Raw genomic sequence first — 15992 nt, 5'->3', positions numbered from 1 at the left:
CGGGCCGGACGGCCGGACGGCCCCCCGACCTTCCCCCTCGGCACCCGCGGCCGGCAGACCGCGGCACTCAAATCTCCAGGGTCCTGCCGTGCCCACCCTCGCCATCCGACACCGGAAGGACGCACCATGGCACCTTCGGCAGCCCAGCGCACCGTGATCGAGAACTGCGCGATCGCCACCGTCGACGCCCAGGACACCGAGTACGCCTCGGGCCACGTCGTCATCGCGGACAACCGGATCGAGTCGGTCGGCGCGGGCCGGGCCCCCGAGGGCCTGGCGGACGTGGTCCGCCGCATCGACGGCACCGGCCACCTGGTGACGCCGGGCCTCGTCAACACCCACCACCACTTCTACCAGTGGATCACCCGCGGCCTGGCCACCGACCACAACCTCTTCGACTGGCTCGTCGCCCTCTACCCCACCTGGGCGCGGATCGACGAGCAGATGGTGCACGCGGCCGCCCAGGGCTCCCTGGCAATGATGGCCCGCGGCGGCGTCACCACCGCCATGGACCACCACTACGTCTTCCCCCGCGGCGCCGGCGACCTGTCCGGCGCGATCGTCAAGGCCGCCGCCGACATGGGCGTGCGCTTCACCCTCGCCCGCGGCTCCATGGACCGCAGCGTCAAGGACGGCGGCCTGCCCCCGGACTTCGCGGTCGAGACCCTCGACGGGGCGCTCGCCGCCACCGAGGAGACCGTCCGCACGCACCACGACGCCTCCTTCGACGCGATGACCCAGGTCGCCGTCGCCCCCTGCTCGCCCTTCTCCGTCTCCACCGAACTGCTCAGGCAGGGCGCGGAACTCGCCCGCCGGCTCGGGGTGCGCCTGCACACCCACGGCTCGGAGACCGTCGAGGAGGAGAAGTTCTGCTACGAACTGTTCGGCGTGGGCCCCACCGCGTACTTCGAGTCGACCGGCTGGCTCGGCGAGGACGTGTGGATGGCGCACTGCGTCCACATGAACGACTCCGACATCGAGGCGTTCGCCCGTACGAAGACGGGCGTGGCCCACTGCCCGTCGTCCAACGCCCGCCTCGCCGCCGGCATCGCCCGCGTCCCCGACATGCTGGCCGCCGGCGTCCCGGTCGGCCTCGGCGTCGACGGCACCGCGTCCAACGAGTCCGGCGAACTCCACACCGAACTGCGCAACGCCCTCCTCGTCAACCGGCTCGGCGCCCACCGCGAGGCCGCGCTGGGCGCCCGCCAGGCACTCCGCCTCGGCACGTACGGCGGCGCCCAGGTCCTCGGCCGCGCCGACCAGATCGGCTCCCTGGAAGCCGGCAAGCTCGCCGACCTCGTGCTGTGGAAGCTGGACACCCTCGCCCACGCCTCCATCGCCGACCCCGTCACCGCACTGGTCTTCGGCGCGGCGGCCCCGGTCACCGCGTCGTTCGTCAACGGCCGGCAGATCGTCGAGGACAACCGGCTGCTGACCGCCGACGAGGACGCCATCGCGCGTTCCACCAGGGACGAGGCCCGGCGCCTCGCCCGCATCGCCGCCCAGGGCTGAGCCCGGGCGCGCACCACAGAAGTCCGGCCGGGGGGGACGGCCCCCGGCCGGTCGCCGCGGACCCCAGCGGGGCCCGCGGCAGCCGGACCGGGGGGTGCCGTACCGCAGAGGTACGCCGCCCCCCGGAACGGTACTGGTCGCCCGCACGCGCATGTACCGCCCCTCGCCTCACCTCCGTACCCCCACCCCCACCCTCCGACCTCCCGGATCACCAGCAGCACCTCCCTGAAACCCGTGTCACCGCCGACGCGTCAACCGACCGGAGGAACCGCCGTGGCCGCCATGCCCAGGTCCCACAACGATGCAGGCAACCAGAACCCCGCCCCCGCCCCCGACACCCCTTCCGCCCCCGCGGGCGGGAAGCATCCGGTCGACGAGACGCTCCCGCCCGTCCGCATGCTCACCAGCGGCCTCCAGCACGTGGCCGCCATGTACGCGGGCGTGGTCGCCCCGCCGCTGATCGTCGGAGCGGCCGTCGGCCTCTCCGCCACCGAACTGACCTTCCTCACCGGCGCCAGCCTCTTCACCGCCGGCCTGGCCACCTTCCTCCAGACCCTCGGCGTCTGGAAGATCGGCGCCCGGCTGCCGTTCGTCAACGGCGTCACCTTCGCCGGCGTCGCCCCCATGCTCGCCATCGTCGACACGACGGACGACAAGGCCGACGCCCTCCCCGTCATCTTCGGCGCGATCATCGTCGCCGGCGCCCTCGGTTTCCTGGCGGCGCCCTGGTTCAGCAAACTCGTCCGCTTCTTCCCGCCCGTCGTCACCGGCACGGTCATCACCCTGATCGGCGTCTCCCTGCTGCCCGTCGCCTTCGGCTGGGCGCAGGGGCCGAACCCCGCCGCCGACGACTACGGCTCCACGACGTACCTGACGCTGGCGGCCGTGACCCTGGTGGTCGTACTGCTGCTGCGCCGCTTCACCCGCGGCTTCGTCAAGCAGATCGCGGTCCTCATCGGCCTCGTCCTCGGCACCCTGATCGCCATACCGTTCGGCGTCACGGACTTCAGCCCGGTCGTCGAGGCGGACCTCGTGGGCTTCCCCACGCCGTTCCACTTCGGCGCCCCGCAGTTCGCCGTCGCCGCGATCATCTCCATGTGCGTGGTCATGCTCGTGTCGATGACCGAGTCCACCGCGGACATGCTGGCGCTCGGCGAGATCGTCGGCAGGCCCGCGGACGAGAGGACCATCGCGGGGGGTCTGCGCGCCGACACCCTCGGCTCGGCGATCAGCCCCTTCTTCAACGGCTTCATGTGCAGCGCCTTCGCCCAGAACATCGGCCTCGTCGCGATGACCCGCATCCGCAGCCGCTTCGTCGTGGCCGTGGGCGGCGGCTTCCTGGTCCTCATGGGCCTGTGTCCCATGGCGGCGTCGCTCATCGCGGTCGTGCCGCGCCCGGTCCTCGGCGGCGCCGGTGTCGTCCTCTTCGGGTCGGTCGCCGCGAGCGGCATCCAGACCCTCGTCCGGGCGGGCCTGGAGAAGGACAACAACGTCCTCATCGTCGCCGTGTCGCTGGCCGTCGGGATCATCCCGATCACCGCGCCGGAGTTCTACCACGCCTTCCCGGAGACCGCGAAGATCATCCTGGACTCCGGCATCTCCACCGGCTGTGTCGCGGCCGTCCTCCTCAACCTCGTCTTCAACCACATCGGTGCCGCGGCCCGCCGCGACTCCGACGACGTGACGGCCCCCATGGAGCCGGGCGACGAGATCACCGAGGTCCGTACGGCGAAACCCGCCCCGGCCCACTGACCCGCGGGTCGGCAGCCGCCACGGCCCCGCGCGACGACGTGCGCGCGGGGCCGGAGCCGTCGGTCACCGGGCCCTGTCGAGCTGCTCCGTCAGCACCGCGACCCGCTGCCGCAGCGCCGCCGTCTCCTCCGACCGCCCGGCCGTGGCGGGCCCCTCCGGTCCCAGGGCCTCCACCAGGACGGCCACCTCCGCCTCGGCCTCGGCGGACCGCCCGGCGTGGAGGAGGTTCAGCACCAGGCCGTACCGGGCGTTCAGCACCATCGGCGCGCCCGGCGGCACGACCGGGGCGAAATCGGCCATGAGCGCGCGCAGTTGCTCCACGACCTCGTCGTGCCGGCACAGCCGGTACAGGAGGTGGGCGCGGCGGTCGAGGAGCCGCAGCCGTTCGTCGTGGGCGCGTTCGCGGGCCGGACCGACCGCCCGCCGTCCCGCTCCCGCACCTCACCGCGGGGGCGGGCCGGTCTCAGCCGGGCGGCGTCCCCTTCCACGCCATGAGGTTGCTGAACAGCTCCGCCTGCTCGATCGCGTCGTCCAGCGCGTGGTGGGTGTGCCGGCGGGTCGACAGCAGCTCGCGCGGCATCGTCCGCTTGGCGACGGCGCGCAGCGGAATGCGCGCCTTGGTGGCGTACAGCGTCTTCATGTCCAGGCACCCCGAGTGCCCGAACGGGCTCTCGCCGGTGAACCGGATCAGGTACCAGTACAGGAACGTCCAGTCGAACGAGGCGGGGTAGCCGCACATCACCGGCTGGGCGCCCCGGCCCACCTCCCGCACCCACGCGGTGAACTCCCGCAGCGCCACCGCCGGTTCGGCGCCCTCGGCGCGCAGCCGCTCCCGGTCCAGGCCGCTGACCGCGAGCGCCTCGGGGACGAAGTCGTCGCTGATCGGCCGCAGTTCCCGGTAGAACGTCGCCGCCTCGGGATCGGCCGGTGCGTACCCGTCGGCGCCCTGCCGACCGGCGACGGCGGCGCCGACGCTGAGCATCGAGTACGGGCCGGGGATGGGCCCGTCGGCCTCGATGTCGACGGAGATGTACAGGCTGGGGCGGGGACGCTGGACCATGCCGCGGAGCATGCCACGGCGCGGGCCCGGGTCCCAGCGGATATCCGGAGCCCGCACCGGCCGGGAGCCGTCGGCTCACTCCCCGCAGGCCGTACCGGCGCCGCCGGACCCCGGGGCGCGGGCGGACCGCCGCCGCGCCCGGCACCCGTCACCGTCCCCCCTCCGCCCGCCGCCGGCACTCCTGGGCGAGCCACGGGTAGGCCTGCGCGATCGCCGCGTAGACCCGCCGCCGCAGCAGCCGCTCCGCCTCCGCCCGCCTCGAGGCGGCGAACAGCCCGTCCAGCAGCGCGTCGTACGACCGCAGCGCGCTCCGCAGGTACCCGACCTGCCACCGGGCCAGGCCCCCGGCCGCCCCGTCGTCCGCCCCGGCCCCGCCGACCTCCCGCCGGTACCGCACCGCCCGCCGCTCCAGCTCCGCGGGCGGCAGGATCGGCACCCGGATCGGCTCGGCCCGCAGCGTCGCCAGCACGGCCCGCCGCCTCCGCTCGGCCGCCACCCGCGGCCCCACCAGCCCCGCGGTCCCGCCGGCCCGCGCGCACACCCCGAACTCCCGCGCCCGCTCGACGGCCTCCACCCGCGCCAGCAGGTACAGCCGCACGGGCGCCCCCGCCCCCTGCCGCGGGCTGCGCCCCTGCACGTCCGGCAGTCCCAGGAAGTCCCGCACCATCCCGTCGGTCCACCCCCGCGACCGCAACCCCTCCAGCGACACGAAGATCGTACGATCTGTCACGACTCCCCCTGATTCGACTACTCACGGTGACGAATCCAGTGAAGCGCACCCCACTGACAACGCCCCCGACGGCCCGCCCGGCTCATACGGGACGCCACCGCCACCCGTCCCCGGAGGAGCGAACCCACCGGACACCCCACCGCGAAGGACCACCACATGACCCTCACCCGCCTCACCCGGAAGGCTCTCACCGCCGCCGTCGGCGCCCTCACCGCGGCGTCCGCCGTCCTCGCCACCGCCGGCAGCGCCACCGCGACCGCCCAGGCGGCGCCCTGCTGGCCCAAGAGCGGCAGCTACTTCTACTGGTGCAACAACATCCCCGGCGCGCCCGTGTACTCGCCGAAGGACTTCAAGACGGTCGTCGGCTACATGCACTCCAACCCGTCGTGGTTCCAGTGCCGCTACGAGTACGGCCCGAACCACGGCGGCCCCCACCCCACGCGCTGGCTCTACACGCAGGCCGACAACGGCGCGTGGGGCCACATGAACGACAACCACATCGCCAGCGAGACCGACCCGGTCCCCGTCTGCCCCTGACCCCGCCCGTCCCCCGGAAGGCCCCGCCCCGCACGGGCGGTACGGGGCGGGGCCTCCCGGCCGTGCGCGCCCGCCGGATAACCTCGTGGCCGCGAGCGGACGGTCTGGGGGAGAGCTGCAGAGGGCGCGGTACGACCAGCGGGTGCTGACCCTGGTGGAGGTGAGGGGCCCCGAGCGGGACCACGACGAGGCGCAGGAGTGGTTCGGGCAGCGCGGCTGGCCCGTGCTGGGCCGCTGGCCCTGCGGCGAGGGCCCCACGGCCGGGGTCCTGCGGGCGCGCTCCGACAGCGTCGTGTTCCTGGTGGAGGTGCGTTTCTTTGGCGCGCGCAACAAGCGGACCGGCCAGGCCGCCGCCTGGCGCGTCGACGGCCTGGCCAGGACCGCCAGGCTCCAGATGTACGTACGCCGCACCGAACTCGTCGACCCGGACCGCGAACACCTGCCGCACTGGCGGGTCGTCACGACCGGCCACCGGCCCGCGCCGCCCCCGGCGCCCCGACCCCGCGCGGCGGCAGTCCGCTTCCGCCTCCTCGCGCACCGGACCCGGCTCATGGAGGCACTCGGCCGCCACGACACCGGCGAGTTCGCCTCCGGGACGCCCTCCGAGGCCCGCCGGCTCGCCCGGACGGCACTGGAACCGGGCGCGCCGCCGCCGACCGGTGTGGACGCCCGCCCGACGGACCGCCGGGGGCGCGGTGGCCGCCCCCTCGACAGGGAGGAGCAGGTCGAGCGCGGCGTGCTGCGCCTCGCCCCCTGGCTGGGCCTGCTGTCCTTCGCCACGGTGGTCGCGCGCGCGGCGCGCGGCGGGGCGGTGGCGTTCTGGGTGCTCGTGGCCGCCGCCTCCCTCCTCGCGGCCCTGCGCGCGGCCGACCGCGTCTCACCGCACCGGAAGGCGGAGGGCCGCGCGGCCTGCCTGGTCGCGGCCGCCGTCCTGGTGACGCTGCTCCACACCGACTACCTGTCCGGCACCTCCGTCGCGCTCACCCCGCTCCAGGCGCTGGTCACCTGCGTGACGCTGTTCACCGTCGCCGGGTGCTACCTGCTGGTGCGGCAGTGGACCTGGGGGGACTGGCTGACCTGGGGCGCCCCCCTGGCCGGCTCGCTCGTCGTCTCCGGTGTCGTCGCGTCCGGCTCGGTGCTCCACGCCTTCTACGCGGACGCCCTGGACCTGAACCCGCAGGACCTCGACGTACCCGGACTGTGGCAGGCGGCCTCGGCCGTGAAGCTCCTCAGCTTCCTCGCCCTCGTCCTCCTGGCCCCGGCGGCGTGGGGCACGCTGAAGCACCTCCACCGCATCCGCCCGCGCGACGGGTCCAACGTCGCGCTGTACGCCCTGCTCCTCGTCGCGATCGTCGTGAGCGTCGGCGGCCTGGCGGCCCAGTCGGCGGCGAGCGCCGCCGAAGCCACCAAGGCGGCCGCCCGCGACCGCCGCACACCGCCCCCGTACTTCGGGGTGAAGCCCAAGTGGACCTGCGTCCGCCCCGTCGTCCCGGCGGACCGCCTCCCCTCCGACGGCGGCGCCCTCGCCTCCCCGGCGGCCCGCCCCTACCTCCTGATCTCCGTCGCCGGCGGCAACGCGGTCCTGTGGGACGCCGACGCCACCCCGGACCCGGGCGCCTTCAAACTCCCCGCGAACCGCCTCCAACTCCTCCCGGCCCCCTCCCCGAACACCGACTGCCGTACCACAGCGGCGAAACCACGCACCGCGCCCCGGTGACGCGACCAGCGGGGCCCGTGCCGGTCCAGGACCGCCCACTTCATGGGCCGTTCGCTGCTTCCGGACACGTGCTCTCCACCATGCACCAGGGCAGGGCCGTCGAGATGTCAGACACCTGTTGCAGAATCGTTCGCACACGCGGTGCGACACTCGGACTCCGAAGAGGTTCACGTCAGATGCTCAAGGTGCTTGTATCCCCCTCGTACGGCAGCGCTGAGGCGCGGAAGCACTGGCACGACACCCTTGACCAAGAGGTCGACTACCGGGACCGCCACCGGCGGCGTCTCCTGACGGAAGCCGTATTGGCGGACTTGGACCGGTCGCATCCGCACGGCAAGGCGCGCTTCTGGGGTGCCAGACCCGCTCACGACAAGAAGATGGCGACGGTCACCTCCGGCGACGTGGTGCTTTTCACCGGTGACAACCAAGTACGGGCGATCGGCGAAGTGGGAGTCATCTTCCGCAACGCCGACTTCGCCGCCTGCCTGTGGCCCCCCAAGGACGGGGCCGAGGGGTGGCACACGGTCTACAGCCTCACCGCGTTCGAGAGGACGGACATTCCGTACGAGGAGCTCAACGAAGTGGTCGGCTACAAGAGCAACCACACCTACCCGGGGCAGCTCCTGCTCACCGGAACACGGGCCCGAGCCGTCTGCGACGCCTTCCTGATCGCTCCGCGGCGTGTGCCGGGTCCCCGGGACGCGGCTCCGGCCGAGCGGTCCGTCCGCATCGCCGCGGCGGAGGAGATGCGCATGGCCCACACCACCTACGAACGACCGCGCGCCAGGCAGTTCGTCCGCCGCAGGGAGGGAGCCCTGGTCCGGGCATACCGTGCGGCCCTCGGGCTGACCGAGGGGAGGCGGTACTACTGCCCTTCGGGGGTCACCGACCTGTACCTGGAGTCACCGGTCGCCGAGTTGGTCGAGGCGAAGGGGGACACGACGCGTTCCCACGTCCGGCAGGCGCTGGCCCAGCTCCTCGACTACGCGCCGTACTGCCCCCGGCCGGACGCGCGGCTGACCGCCCTGTTCCCGTCGCCGCTCGACGCGGCGAACGCGGCGTTCCTGCACCGGTACGGAATCGACTGCGTCCATCAGACCGCCGAAGGGTCTTTCGAGCGTCTGCCCGCGCCGGAGGAGTCGCGGCGGGCGATCGGCGCCTTGATCCGCGGAGGCGTGTGAGAGGACCGGCGAGTCGTACGGACGCCACCGCCCCCGGCGCTGTGCGGCGGCGGGGGGCGGTGGTGGCCCCGGGTGGGGCCGTCGGCCGTCGTGCGGGTCAGCCGACGAGTTGTTCGTAGGCGGGGAGGGTGAGGAAGTCGGCGTAGTCCTCGTCCAGGGAGACCTTCAGGAGGAGGTCGTGGGCCTGCTGCCACCGGCCGGCCGCGAAGGCCTCCTCGCCGAGTTCGGCGCGGATCGCGGCCAGTTCCTCCGCGGCGACCTGACGGGCCAGCTCCGGGGTGGCCTTCTCGCCGTTCTCGAAGACGACGCCGGCGTTGATCCACTGCCAGATCTGGGAGCGGGAGATCTCCGCCGTCGCCGCGTCCTCCATCAGGTTGAAGATGGCGACCGCGCCGAGCCCGCGGAGCCACGCCTCGATGTAGCGGATGCCGACCTGCACCGCGTTGACCAGACCGGCGTACGTCGGGCGGGCGTCCAGGGAGTCGACGGCGATCAGGTCGGCGGCCCGGACGTCGACGTCCTCGCGCAGGCGGTCCTTCTGGTTCGGCCTGTCGCCGAGGACCGCGTCGAAGGAGGCCATGGCGATCGGCACCAGGTCGGGGTGGGCCACCCACGAGCCGTCGAAGCCGTCCGCGGCCTCGCGGTCCTTGTCGGCCTTGACCTTCTCGAACGCGACCCTGTTGACCTCGGGGTCCTTGCGGGACGGGATGAACGCCGCCATGCCGCCGATCGCGTGCGCGCCCCGCTTGTGGCAGGTGCGGACGAGGAGTTCGGTGTACGCCCGCATGAACGGGGCCGTCATGGTGACCGCGTTGCGGTCCGGGAGGACGAACTTGGCGCCGCCGTCGCGGAAGTTCTTGACGATGGAGAAGAGGTAGTCCCAGCGGCCCGCGTTCAGCCCGGAGGCGTGGTCGCGCAGCTCGTACAGGATCTCCTCCATCTCGTACGCGGCCGTGATCGTCTCGATGAGGACGGTCGCGCGGACGGTGCCCCGGTCGATGCCCAGGTGGTCCTGGGCGAAGACGAACACGTCGTTCCAGAGGCGGGCCTCCAGGTGCGACTCGGTCTTCGGGAGGTAGAAGTACGGGCCCTTGCCGAGGCCCTGCAGCCGCCGCGCGTTGTGGAAGAAGTACAGGCCGAAGTCGACCAGGGCGCCCGGCACCGGGCGGCCGTCGCAGACCAGGTGGCGCTCCTCCAGGTGCCAGCCGCGCGGGCGCATGACGACGGTCGCCAGCTCCTCGGCGGGGCGCAGCGCGTACGACTTGCCGGTGCGCGGGTCGGTGAAGTCGATCCTCCGCTCGTAGGCGTCGATCAGGTTGAGCTGGCCGAGGACGACGTTCTCCCAGGTGGGGGCGGACGCGTCCTCGAAGTCGGCGAGCCAGACCTTCGCGCCGGAGTTGAGCGCGTTGATGGTCATCTTGCGATCGGTCGGGCCGGTGATCTCGACCCGGCGGTCGTCGAGGGCGGCCGGGGCCGGGGCGACCTTCCAGCTGTCGTCCTCCCGGATGTGCGCGGTCTCCGGGAGGAAGTCGAGCGTGCTGGTGCGGGCGATCTCGGCGCGGCGCTCGGCGCGGCGGGCGAGGAGCTCGTCACGCCGGGGCGTGAACCGCCGGTGCAGCTCCGCCAGGAAGGCCAGGGCGGCGTCGGTGAGGACCTCCTCCTGCCGGGGCAGGGGCTCGGCATCGACGATGGCCAGCGGAGACGGCGCTGGTGCGGACATGAGCTGTCACTTCCTTCAGCGGGCTTGGCGGTGGCGGCGGTGCGGTGCGGTGCGGCCGCCGGGGCCCATGCGCGCGTGGCACGGGGTGCCGCATGAGCCGCGGGGCGGTCGCGGGCGCCAGTGGACTGACTGGTCCTTCTGATCAGTGGATAATAGTTTCCTCATGGTGGAAGTTCAATGGTTTGTTGATGTCGAGATTCTTCGGGTCGACACAACGTGGCGCTCGGTGCCGCGCCGTGTACGCCCCGTTCACCCCGCCCCTTCAAGGTGCGCCAGATCCGCCGCCGTGTCGATGTCGTACGGCTCCGCCACGTCCCCGCACGGCACGAGCACGACCTCCGCCTCGTGCGCCCGCAGATAGGCCCGTGCCCCCTGGTCGCCCTCCGCGCCCGCCGCGACGTCCGCCCACCGGTCCGCGCCCAGCAGCACCGGGTGCCCGCGCCTCCCGCCGTACGAGGCCGAGGCCAGCGAGCCGCGCCCCCGGTACGCCCCCGCCACCCGCGCCATCGCCTCCGCGCCGATCCCCGGCTGGTCCACCAGCACCACCAGCGCCGCGTCCACCCCGCCGCCCGGCGCCCCCTCCAGCGACGCCAGGCCCGCCCGCAGCGACGAGCCCATGCCCCGCTCCCACTCCGGGTTCTCCACCACCACGCACCCCGCGAGGTCCGCCCGCTCCCGCACGGTCCGGGCTGCGGCGCCCAGCACCACGTGGACCACCCCGCACCCGGCCGCCCGCAGCGCGGCCACCGCGTGCTCCACCAGCGGTCGCCCGCGGTGCTCCAACAGCGCCTTCGGCCGCCCCCCGAGCCGTCTGCCGCCGCCCGCCGCGAGCAGCAGGCCGGCGACCGGCGGTGGGGCGGGAGGGGCCGCTTCGGCGTCGTTCGTTCTCGTACCGTCCATGGGGAGTGCATACCGCACCCGTTCGCGCGTGGAGCCGGGGCACCTCGCTTGGATAGGGTGCGGATCTCCGGCACCGCAGTGCCGTTCCCACACGCACCGCGCGCGGTGAGTCCTTTTCAGGAGACATGGATCGATGAGTGGTGGTCAGCACCATGGGGGGACCGTCTTCCAGCCGCTGGAGGAGGACGACCCGCGCTCCGTCGCGGGGTACCGGCTCGCGGCCCGCCTCGGCGCGGGCGGCATGGGCAAGGTCTATCTGTCGTACACGCCGGGCGGTCGCCCCGTCGCCATCAAGGTGATCCGGCCCGACTTCGCGCAGGACGCCGAGTTCCGGCGCCGCTTCGCCCAGGAGGTCCAGGCCGCGCAGCGCGTCCAGGGCCTCTACACCGCGCCGGTCATCGACGCCGACACCGACGCCCGCGAGCCGTGGCTCGCCACCGCGTACGTCCCCGGGCCCTCCCTCGCCGACGCCGTCCAGAAGCACGGCCCGATGCCCGTCGACACGGTACTGCTGCTCGTCGCCGGCATCGCCGAGGCCCTCCAGGTCATCCACGGCGCGGGCATCGTCCACCGCGACCTGAAGCCCGGCAACGTCCTCCTCGCCTCCGACGGGCCGCGCGTCATCGACTTCGGCATCGCCCGCGCCGCCGACGCCACGTCGCTCACCAGCAGCGGCGTCACCATCGGCACGCCGTCGTTCATGGCCCCCGAGCAGGCCGCCGGCAGCCAGGTGACGCCCGCGACGGACGTCTTCGCGCTCGGGCAGGTCGCCGCGTACGCCTCGCTGGGCAGCCCCGCGTTCGGCGAGGGCACGTCGCACGGCGTGCTCTACCGCATCGTGCACGAGGAGCCCTCGCTGGACGGGCTCCCCGAGCAGTTGCGCGAACTGGTCGGCCGCTGCCTGGCGAAGGACCCGGCCGAACGGCCCTCCGTCGCCGAGGTGCTGACGATGTGTCAGCGGGCCAGCGACCAGACCGCGCTGCGCCGCCCCGACGAGTGGCTGCCCGGCGCGGTCGCGGCCGACATCACCACCCGCGCCGCCGCCCCGGCCCCGGCCGCCGCCACGACGCCGCCCCCGCCGCCCCCGCCGGCCGCGCCGCCCGCGGAGCAGCCCCCGTCCGTCGCCCCGGCCGCCGGTCACGCGACCCCCGCCCCCACGCACCCGGCCACCGCCCACGCCGCGCCCTCCGCGCCGCCGCAGGGCTTCGGCCCCCCGCCGACCACGGGCCCCGGCCACGCCCACACGCCCCCGCCGCACGCCCAGGGGTACCAGACCCCCGCGCCGCACCCGTACGCCCACCCTGTCGTCGGCGCCGCGCCGTACGGCCCGGGCGCCCCCGGTGCGCCCGCCCCGGGCGCGCCGGCCCCCGCGCCGAAGCGCAGGTCCCGTGCCGCGCTGATCGCCGCCGCCGCGGTCGTCGCCTTCGCCGTCGCGGGCGGCGTCACGGCGTACACGCTCCTCAAGGACAACGGGAAGGACGGGCGCGGCGACCAGGCGCAGGGCGCGACCTCCGGCACGCCCGGCACCCCGGCCGCCAGCGCCGACACCACCGGCCAGGACGAGGGCGACCAGGCCGGCGAAGGGACCGGCACGGGCGCCGACGCGGGCGCCGGCGGCGGCACCCCGTCACAGGACGGCGCCACCGCCGCCCCGCCCCAGCCCGTCGACTACAAGGGCATCGACCTCACGGAGGGGTACGAACTGTCCCTCGCGGACGACCCGGTGAAGCCGAAGGAGGACGACGGCGACGTCCGCTACGGCATCTCCGGCATCTCCACGCCCAGCAGCAGCGGCCGCATGGTGCTCCTGCGCAACGGGCAGGCCGGCACGCTGGAGACCTGCCTCGACGAGACGCGCTTCACCACCTCCATCAGCACGTCGCAGATGACCAAGGGTTCCCGCGTGTGCCTGCAGAACGGCGCCGGGGACGTGGCCCTGCTGACCGTCGGCGGCTTCTCGCCCGAGTCCGACCCCAGCGACTACATCACCCTCGACGTGACGGTGTGGCGCGGCGCGATGGACGTGGAGCAGACGAACTGAGCGAGCCGGGCGGCGCCCGGTCCGGCCCCTGCGGCCGACCGCCGCCGCCCGCTCCACGAGGGCCGTCGCCACCGTGGCGGTGGCCCGGGGTCGCGCTCGGTGGCGGCCCGGTGAGGGTTCCCGGGGGCGAGGGGCGTCCCGCGGGCCGCGTACGTGGGGACCGCCGTGCCCCGGCCGCCGGGGTCAGGACGAGGAGGGCGGCGTGTCGGCCAGGGCGGTCGCCACGGCCGCGACCGCGCCCGGCGGTGGCCCGCCACGGCTGCGCCCGGCGGTGGCCCGGGGCCGCGCCCGGTGGCGGCCCGGTGAGGGCTCCCAGGACGAGGGACGCCCCGGGAGCCGCGTACGCGGGGACCGCCGTGCCCCGGCCGCCGGGGTCAGGACGCGGGGGCCGACGTGTTGGCCAGGGCCGTCGACAGGTCGCGGGCCACCTCCTGGAGGACGGGGACGATCCTGTCCGTCGCCGCCTCCGTCACCCGCCCCGCCGGGCCCGAGATGGAGATCGCCGCCGGGGTCGGCGCGTCGGGCACCGACACGGCGAGGCACCGGACCCCTATCTCCTGCTCGTTGTCGTCCACGGCGTACCCCGCCGCCCGCACCTGCTCCAGCGCCGAGAGGAACCCCTCGGGCGTGGTGATGGTCTTCTCCGTCGCCGCCGGCATCCCCGTGCGGGCGAGCAGCGCCCGCACCTCCTCGGGCGGGGTGTGCGCGAGCAGCGCCTTGCCGACGCCCGTGGAGTGCGGCAGCACCCGCCGCCCCACCTCGGTGAACATCCGCATCGAGTGCTTGGACGGGACCTGCGCGACGTACACGATCTCGTCCCCGTCGAGCAGGGCCATGTTCGCCGTCTCGCCCGTCTCCTCGACGAGCCGCGCCAGGTACGGCCGTGCCCAGGTGCCCAGGAGGCGGGAGGCGGACTCGCCGAGGCGGATCAGGCGGGGGCCGAGCGCGTACCGCCGGTTGGCCTGCTGGCGCACGTACCCGCAGGCGACGAGGGTGCGCATCAGCCGGTGGATGGTGGGCAGCGGCAGCCCGCTGCTGGCGGAGAGCTCGCTCAGCCCGACCTCGCCCCCCGCGTCGGCCATCCGCTCCAGGAGGTCGAAGGCACGCTCAAGGGACTGCACGCCGCCCGTGCCGGTGGCGGGCTTGGCGGCGTCGGTGGTGCTGGCGTTGGACGACGGCACGTCAACGGTCCTTTCGAGGCGGATGGACAAGGCAGCAGCCTACCGGGCCGCCCCGCCGGGCACATCGCCCGCGACGGGGCGTCCCGGCCGGTCAGGGCCTGTTTGTCCGTGTGTCCGCGGCGTCGCCCCCCGGGTTTTGGGCGCCTCCCCCGTACGGAGCTACGTTCTTCTGTGCGAAATTCTATTTCCACTTTGTGGAATCTGCCAAGTGGGTCTCCCCGCTCCGGACCCCCCTTGACGCCGCTCGGCGGGCGGGTGAAGACTCCTTCAACAGTTCGTTGAATTTTCGCGGAGGGGAGAGCGTGGACGTGAGCGTGGACGTGAGCGGCGACGTGGATCTGGTACTGCGCTCGACGCGCGTCGTCACCCCGGACGGCACGCGCCCCGCGTCCGTCGCCGTGGCCGGCGGCACCATCGCCGCGGTCCTGCCGCACGATGCCGAAGTGCCCGCCGGGGCCCGGCTGGAGGACGTGGGCGACCACGTCGTCCTCCCCGGCCTGGTCGACACCCACGTCCACGTGAACGACCCCGGCCGCACCGAGTGGGAGGGCTTCTGGACCGCCACCCGCGCCGCGGCCGCCGGCGGCATCACCACCCTCGTCGACATGCCGCTCAACTCGCTGCCCCCCACGACCACCGTGGAACACCTGCGGACCAAGCAGGACGTCGCCCGCTCCAAGGCCCACGTCGACGTGGGCTTCTGGGGCGGCGCCCTCCCGGACAACGTCAAGGACCTGCGTCCGCTGCACGAGGCCGGCGTCTTCGGCTTCAAGTGCTTCCTCTCGCCGTCCGGCGTCGACGAGTTCCCCCAGCTCGACCAGGACCAACTGGCCGTCTCCCTCGCCGAGATAGCCGGCTTCGGCGGCCTGATGATCGTGCACGCCGAGGACCCGCACCACCTCGACGCCGCCCCCAGCAGGAGCTCGGCCAAGTACGCCGACTTCCTCGCCTCCCGCCCCCGCGACGCGGAGAACGCCGCCGTCGAGAACCTCATCGCCCAGGCCCGCCGCCTCGACGCGCGCGTCCACGTCCTGCACCTGTCGTCCGCCGACGCGCTGCCGCTCATCGCCGCCGCCAGGAGCGAGGGCGTCAAGGTCACCGTCGAGACGTGCCCGCACTTCCTCACCCTGACCGCCGAGGAGGTGCCGGACGGGGCGACCGAGTTCAAGTGCTGCCCGCCCATCCGCGAGGCCGCCAACCAGGACGCGCTGTGGCGGGGACTCGCGGACGGCGTCATCGACTGCGTCGTCTCCGACCACTCCCCGTCCACCGCTGACCTCAAGACCCCCGACTTCTCCACCGCCTGGGGCGGCATCTCCTCCCTCCAACTGGGCCTCCCCGCCGTCTGGACCGAGGCCCGCCGGCGCGGCCACACCCTCGACGACGTGGCCCGCTGGATGTCCACCGCCCCCGCCTCCCTCGCGGGACTCGACCGCAAGGGCGCCATCGAGGCCGGCCGCGACGCCGACTTCGCCGTCCTCGCCCCCGACGAGACCTTCACCGTCGACCCGGCGCTGCTGCACCACCGCAACCGGGTCACCGCCTACGCGGGCCGCACCCTGTACGGCGTCGTCACCTCCACCTGGCTGCGCGGCGTACGCATCGCCGACCGCGGCCACCCCGCCGCACCCAGCGGGCGACTGCTCGAAAGGAACAAGTGA

General features: G+C 74.1%; 13 protein-coding genes. 7 read left to right on the top strand and 6 right to left on the bottom strand.

The features are described 5' to 3' along the window. Nucleotides 1-126: 126 nt before the first annotated feature. Together RND61_RS11950 and RND61_RS11945 are read left to right on the top strand one after the other, a co-directional pair. Nucleotides 127-1512: an 8-oxoguanine deaminase gene (locus RND61_RS11950; RefSeq protein ID WP_315877853.1), complete on the top strand. Its 1386-nt coding sequence runs from the start codon at nucleotides 127-129 to the stop codon at nucleotides 1510-1512. A gap of 273 nt (nucleotides 1513-1785) precedes the next feature. After that, nucleotides 1786-3264 (top strand): nucleobase:cation symporter-2 family protein, encoded by a 1479-nt coding sequence (locus tag RND61_RS11945; RefSeq protein ID WP_391653303.1) that lies wholly within the window; start codon nucleotides 1786-1788, stop codon nucleotides 3262-3264. 63 nt (nucleotides 3265-3327) lie between these two features. Here the strand turns inward: RND61_RS11945 and RND61_RS11940 are convergent, their stop codons facing one another. From RND61_RS11940 to RND61_RS11930, 3 genes are all read right to left on the bottom strand, one after another. Beyond that, complete coding sequence (locus RND61_RS11940) at nucleotides 3328-3585, bottom strand: hypothetical protein (RefSeq protein ID WP_315877852.1); 258 nt, start codon at nucleotides 3583-3585, stop codon at nucleotides 3328-3330. 142 nt (nucleotides 3586-3727) lie between these two features. Continuing rightward, nucleotides 3728-4324 (bottom strand): 3'-5' exonuclease, encoded by a 597-nt coding sequence (locus tag RND61_RS11935; protein WP_315877851.1) that lies wholly within the window; start codon nucleotides 4322-4324, stop codon nucleotides 3728-3730. A gap of 148 nt (nucleotides 4325-4472) precedes the next feature. Further along, a complete protein-coding gene (locus tag RND61_RS11930) occupies nucleotides 4473-5054 on the bottom strand; it encodes a hypothetical protein (protein ID WP_315877850.1) in 582 nt (193 codons plus the stop codon). A gap of 156 nt (nucleotides 5055-5210) precedes the next feature. Between RND61_RS11930 and RND61_RS11925 the strand changes: the two genes are divergently transcribed. From RND61_RS11925 to RND61_RS11915, 3 genes are all read left to right on the top strand, one after another. Next, nucleotides 5211-5591: a hypothetical protein gene (locus tag RND61_RS11925; protein ID WP_315877849.1), complete on the top strand. Its 381-nt coding sequence runs from the start codon at nucleotides 5211-5213 to the stop codon at nucleotides 5589-5591. A 142-nt stretch (nucleotides 5592-5733) separates the two neighbouring features. After that, nucleotides 5734-7308 (top strand): NnrS multi-domain protein, encoded by a 1575-nt coding sequence (locus RND61_RS11920; protein ID WP_315877848.1) that lies wholly within the window; start codon nucleotides 5734-5736, stop codon nucleotides 7306-7308. Between the two features lie 176 nt (nucleotides 7309-7484). Then, nucleotides 7485-8489, top strand: a complete 1005-nt coding sequence (locus RND61_RS11915; protein ID WP_315877847.1) for a hypothetical protein — start codon at nucleotides 7485-7487, stop codon at nucleotides 8487-8489. A gap of 97 nt (nucleotides 8490-8586) precedes the next feature. Here RND61_RS11915 and aceB read toward each other — a convergent pair whose 3' ends face one another. Next, entirely contained in the window at nucleotides 8587-10209 is a 1623-nt protein-coding gene (gene aceB, locus RND61_RS11910) for a malate synthase A (protein WP_315877846.1), read from the bottom strand. Nucleotides 10210-10458: 249 nt separating this feature from the next. Then, nucleotides 10459-11109: a nucleotidyltransferase family protein gene (locus tag RND61_RS11905; RefSeq protein WP_315877845.1), complete on the bottom strand. Its 651-nt coding sequence runs from the start codon at nucleotides 11107-11109 to the stop codon at nucleotides 10459-10461. A 133-nt stretch (nucleotides 11110-11242) separates the two neighbouring features. Between RND61_RS11905 and RND61_RS11900 the strand changes: the two genes are divergently transcribed. Next, nucleotides 11243-13150 (top strand): serine/threonine-protein kinase, encoded by a 1908-nt coding sequence (locus RND61_RS11900; protein ID WP_315877844.1) that lies wholly within the window; start codon nucleotides 11243-11245, stop codon nucleotides 13148-13150. A gap of 374 nt (nucleotides 13151-13524) precedes the next feature. On the opposite strand, the gene RND61_RS11895 is transcribed toward RND61_RS11900, so the two are convergent. After that, entirely contained in the window at nucleotides 13525-14331 is an 807-nt protein-coding gene (locus RND61_RS11895) for an IclR family transcriptional regulator (RefSeq protein ID WP_315877843.1), read from the bottom strand. A 320-nt stretch (nucleotides 14332-14651) separates the two neighbouring features. Between RND61_RS11895 and allB the strand changes: the two genes are divergently transcribed. After that, entirely contained in the window at nucleotides 14652-15992 is a 1341-nt protein-coding gene (gene allB / locus RND61_RS11890) for an allantoinase AllB (RefSeq protein WP_315877871.1), read from the top strand.

It is taken from the genome of Streptomyces tamarix (genome assembly GCF_032423885.1).
Lineage (GTDB): Bacteria > Actinomycetota > Actinomycetes > Streptomycetales > Streptomycetaceae > Streptomyces > Streptomyces tamarix.
Note: the sequence above shows the minus strand (reverse complement) of the source record. Positions and strands in the feature narration are given on the sequence as shown.